Raw genomic sequence first — 1156 nt, forward strand, 5'->3', positions numbered from 1 at the left:
GCAGGGCTATCGCATATGAGTGATGGCATTGATGAGATAGTCGTCATTCCAGGCGCATTTCTTGATGCGGTGGCTGATCGGGACTTTGTCTGTGTCGGCGATTTGGAGGATGTTTCTGGCGATGCGGTTGAGGAGCGCGGTGTTGGCGGGGGCATTGCCTTTGCGGGCGCGGCTGAGATCCTCGGCGAGATGCACGTCCAATATCCAATGCAGCCCGTTTTCGATCTGCCAGTGAGCTCTGGTGAGATCGAGCGCCTGGGGTGGCGACAGCAGGTTGGAGGCCATGAACAGGCGCGTCAGCGGCTTGGCTTGGTCGCGCCGGCTGGTGATGCGGATAAAGGCTCTGTGGCCTGGCATCAGCGGCTCAGCTGCCGCGACGACCTCTGCCTGTCGCCATTCGCTACGGCCATGGCTGGTTTCGGTCCGCTCGGCGATAGCGGGGGCAGTTTCGACCAGATGCTGGTTGGCACGGCTAAGCCAATGCCGACGGTTTCCCTTGAGCGCGAGCAGATAGTCGCCGCCGCGTTCGGTGACGGCTTGGGCCATACGCGTGTGACAGTGGAGCGCATCGGCCGTGACCAATCTACCAGTGAGATCAATGAGTTCGACTACCTTGAGGGCAGCCTCGACCTCATTCTCCGCATCGCCGGGCGAAGCCGCCGCCAAGCACAGCCGCGTCTCGGCGGCAAAGGCCGAGACCGTCAAGGGCGGACTGGCTGCAAGGCCCTTCTCATAAGCCCGCCGCAGCGCCTTGCCGTCGAGCGAGACCACGCCCTGGCATGCCTGGGCAAAGCCTGCGGCAAACGCGGCGAAGGCGCGCCCGAAGGCCTCAGGATCGAGCAGGCGCAGCAGCCGCGAGAAGGTGTCATGGCTGGGCGCCTCCTCATACGCGATCAACCGCGACAGCGCCTGCTTGCGCTCTTGCGCAAACAACGAAAACTCCGTCGCATTGGTCGCGCCGCACAGGCTTGCCGCAACCATCATCACGATCAAATCGCCAAGCCGGTGCGTGGCGTTGGCCGCGCGCGGGTCAGGGACCGCGCCGAAATAGCTCTCAAGGCAGGACATGGCAGTCACTCCTTCGCTGGACTGCCTTCCCAAAGAATCTCTTCTCAGACCAATTTCAACTCCCAAAACGCCATATGCGATTCCCCTG

At 62.5% G+C, this 1156-nt stretch carries 1 protein-coding gene; it reads right to left on the reverse strand.

Annotated features, from left to right (window positions below; all coding sequences use genetic code 11):
- Positions 1–6: 6 nt before the first annotated feature.
- Positions 7–1068, reverse strand: a complete 1062-nt coding sequence (locus FJ434_RS29635) for an ISAs1 family transposase (RefSeq protein ID WP_140511007.1) — start codon at positions 1066–1068, stop codon at positions 7–9.
- Between the last annotated feature and the right edge of the window lie 88 nt (positions 1069–1156).

The organism is Mesorhizobium sp. B2-5-13, from assembly GCF_006440535.1.
Taxonomy (GTDB): domain Bacteria; phylum Pseudomonadota; class Alphaproteobacteria; order Rhizobiales; family Rhizobiaceae; genus Mesorhizobium; species Mesorhizobium salmacidum.